The sequence below is a fragment of the Mycobacterium sp. genome (assembly GCF_040398885.1).
Classification (GTDB): domain Bacteria; phylum Actinomycetota; class Actinomycetes; order Mycobacteriales; family Mycobacteriaceae; genus Mycobacterium.
Genome location: NZ_JBBATF010000051.1, coordinates 1 through 2,889, shown reverse-complemented (window position 1 = coordinate 2,889; position 2,889 = coordinate 1). Strand labels below are relative to the sequence as shown.

Sequence of the window (2,889 nt, the reverse complement as noted above, 5' to 3'; positions counted from 1 at the left end):
CCGGGTCCGGATCGGCCGGCAGGACGAACAGCGTCCGCAGTGCGCCCCCGCGGTACAGCGGTGTCACCCACCGTCCCGACACCGGCACGGTGCAGTCACCGTCCTCCAGGGCGGAGAGCGCCGCCGGCACCGCAGCGGCCAGCACAGCGGGGTCGAGGGTGCGCATTTCGGTTGCGCCAGAGCCTGTTTCGGTGTCGAACACCACACCGTCGGGGAACAACGCGCGGAATGTGCGGGCCAGGCCGGCCGGATCCTCCGGGGTCGCCGGGTCGAGATCCGGTGGGAGCGCGCCCGGGGCGGCGGCGCCGCCGGACCGCTCCAGCAGCGCGACATGTGAGGGCGGGCGGCCCTCGGGTCGTAACGAGCCGTCGACCCGCTCGTAGTAGAGCAGCGAGGTCGGGGATCGATAGGCGAAATGCCCTGTGCCCTGGAACGTCTCGCGAATCAGCGAGACGACCGCGCTCTTCTGTCTCGCCGTGATCGACGCCGGGATCCGGATGCTCCCGGATGCGGTCGGCCCGGACTCCCGGGCACGCGCCCGGGTCCACTCGCCGAGTTGCACCAGGGTCGGCAGCGGGGGGTCCCTTCGGTCGAGGAGGTGCTGGAGGTTGATCAGGACGATCAGTTGGACGATCATCGCCGCGGTGATCTGGAGCAGGTCGCCGGCCGGGTTGGGGTTGCGCCAGACCAGCCACATCAGCACTGCCAGCAGTGCCAGCGTCGCGATGTGCCAGCCGAACCTGCCCTCGGCGAACAACCGGATCTGGTACAGCCCGATCAGGCTGCGCAGGACGAACATCGGCATCAGGGCGACCAGGAAACTCACCGGCACGTCGTGCAGCACCACGACGCCCAGGACGGCGGAGAGCCCCCAGAAGAACAGCGCGATGGCCGGGGCCGCCAACACCAGCCCGCGAAAGAACGCGAGTTGCAGTTCGCGCATCGCCGGGGTGCGGCGCAGCCGGACCAGATCGAAGTAGAACAGCCCGGCGCTGTCGTAGGTGCCGCGGAACAGCGGCAGGATCAGGTAGAAGAACTGGAAGGCGTCGATGTCGCCCCACGACGTCATCCCGGCGGTCAGGTCGAAGGTCCGGGTGTTGGTTCCGTAGGTGCCGACCATCGCCAGCACCAGCAGCGCGTCCAGGCGCAGGCTGAGTCCCGAGAGCGTCGTCTCGACGCCCATCCGCACCGGGATGGAGGGAAGGTCGCGCCACCAGTGGCCGGGCGGTTGCGGGCGCAGGCCCATCAGCCGGTACACCTCGCGGGTGAAGTGCACCATGATCCAGATGCCGAGCGCGTTGGACACCACGATCGCGACGACGACGGCCGCCGAGGGGTACAGGCGGAACCCGGCGCCCAGGATGGCCAACTGCACCACGATCGGAAGGATCATCGACCACGGCGGCTTGTAGACCCGGCGCGTGGCGTAGACCCCGGAGTGCAGAACCCGAACCGGGAGGTCGATCGCGAACTCGACGATGATCAGGAAGGCGTAGAGCCGCGCCACCGGCCCGGCACCCGAGGGATTCCAGACCGTCAGCACCACCGCGCCGGCCGTGATGACCAGGACCGCCAGCATCCCGGCCAGCACGAGCCAGCGACCGATCTCCCGGCCGGAGGCGTCGGAGTCACCCGCGTCGGCGAATCTGCGCAGGCGTTCCCGCAGGACCTCCAGAAGACCCCACCAGCCGCCGGACACCAGCAGGCTGCCCGCCCGCAGCACCATCACGGTGAACGCGGCCACGCCGCCCAGGCTGGACAGCAGAATGAAGAACTCGGCGACGTGGACGGCGAACCGGACCACGGCGATCAGCAACGGATAGCGCAACCGGTAGCGCAGGTAGGCGAAGAACCGGCCGGTCAGCAGGCTGGGGTAGAGGGACACCGGCCGTGTGTTCCGGTGTGCGGTGCGGTCGAACCAGTTGTCGACGTCGTTCACCCGGATCTCCGACCCTTCACCCACCGAGGGACCAACTGTATTCCGTCCGGCGGTGCGGGGTTGAATAAGCAGACCATGAAGCGAGGCGACAAGACCGTGCTGTCGGTGTCGGCGGTCCTGGCGGTGGCCGCCGCCGCCGCGGTCGCGTTCAGCCTGAACCTGGACCGCCGGCCGCGACCCTCGCAGGCCGGCAGCGACGCCAGCCTGCTGGTGCTGACCTGGGCGCCGTCACTGTGCAAGGTTGAGCCGTCCAACACCGGGTGCCGTTCGGGTCACGTCGGCAGCCTGGGGCAGGCCTTCCTGCTGCACGGCCTGTGGCCGCAGCCGGCCACCGAGCAGTACTGCGACGTGCCCAGGCAGACCCCGGACCGCTCCCGGAGTCCGGTGCCGCTGCCGGATGACCTGAAGGCGAACCTACGGTCGCTGATGTCGGATTCCGCCCGGATGACGACCCATGAGTGGTACGCCCACGGCACCTGTTCGGGGGTGGCGCCGTCCGAATACTTCAGTCTGGCAACAACGTTGGCCGGTCAGGCCACCGCGGTGCTCAATCCCTTGTTCGCCGGGGCGGAGGACCGGCGGGTGTCCTCCCGGTCGGTGCGCGAGGCTTTCGACGCCCGGTTCGGCGACGGCGCGGGCACCCGGATCGGGATGGACTGCCGCGACGCCCGCGGTGAGGGTCCGGTGGTCTACGAGGTCCGGCTGTCGCTGCCGGCGGTGCAACGGCTCGAGCCGAACCGCCCGCTGGGCGAGGCGCTGGCGGCGGCGCCGGCCGTGCCGCCCGGCTGCGGGCAGGGCCGGCTGCCGTGAGTACGGGCAGACTGGACCGATGACCGCCGCGCAGCCGCTGCTGCTGGAACTGCTCGACCCGGCGAACCGCGCCGACCCGTACCCGGTCTATCACCGGTTGAGTGAAGGCGGCCCGCTGCTGCTGCCGGAGTCCAACCTGG

At 70.2% G+C, this 2,889-nt stretch carries 2 protein-coding genes; one reads left to right on the top strand and one right to left on the bottom strand.

Going from position 1 to position 2,889, the window contains the following annotated elements; all coding sequences use genetic code 11:
- A partial coding sequence (locus tag ADBZ5U_RS06905) for a hypothetical protein (RefSeq protein WP_526263752.1) occupies positions 1-1,963 on the bottom strand: 1,963 nt, incomplete at its 3' end.
- A 51-nt stretch (positions 1,964-2,014) separates the two neighbouring features.
- Between ADBZ5U_RS06905 and ADBZ5U_RS06900 the strand changes: the two genes are divergently transcribed.
- Positions 2,015-2,749 (top strand): ribonuclease T2 family protein, encoded by a 735-nt coding sequence (locus ADBZ5U_RS06900; RefSeq protein WP_526263750.1) that lies wholly within the window; start codon positions 2,015-2,017, stop codon positions 2,747-2,749.
- The last annotated feature ends 140 nt before the right edge of the window (positions 2,750-2,889 follow it).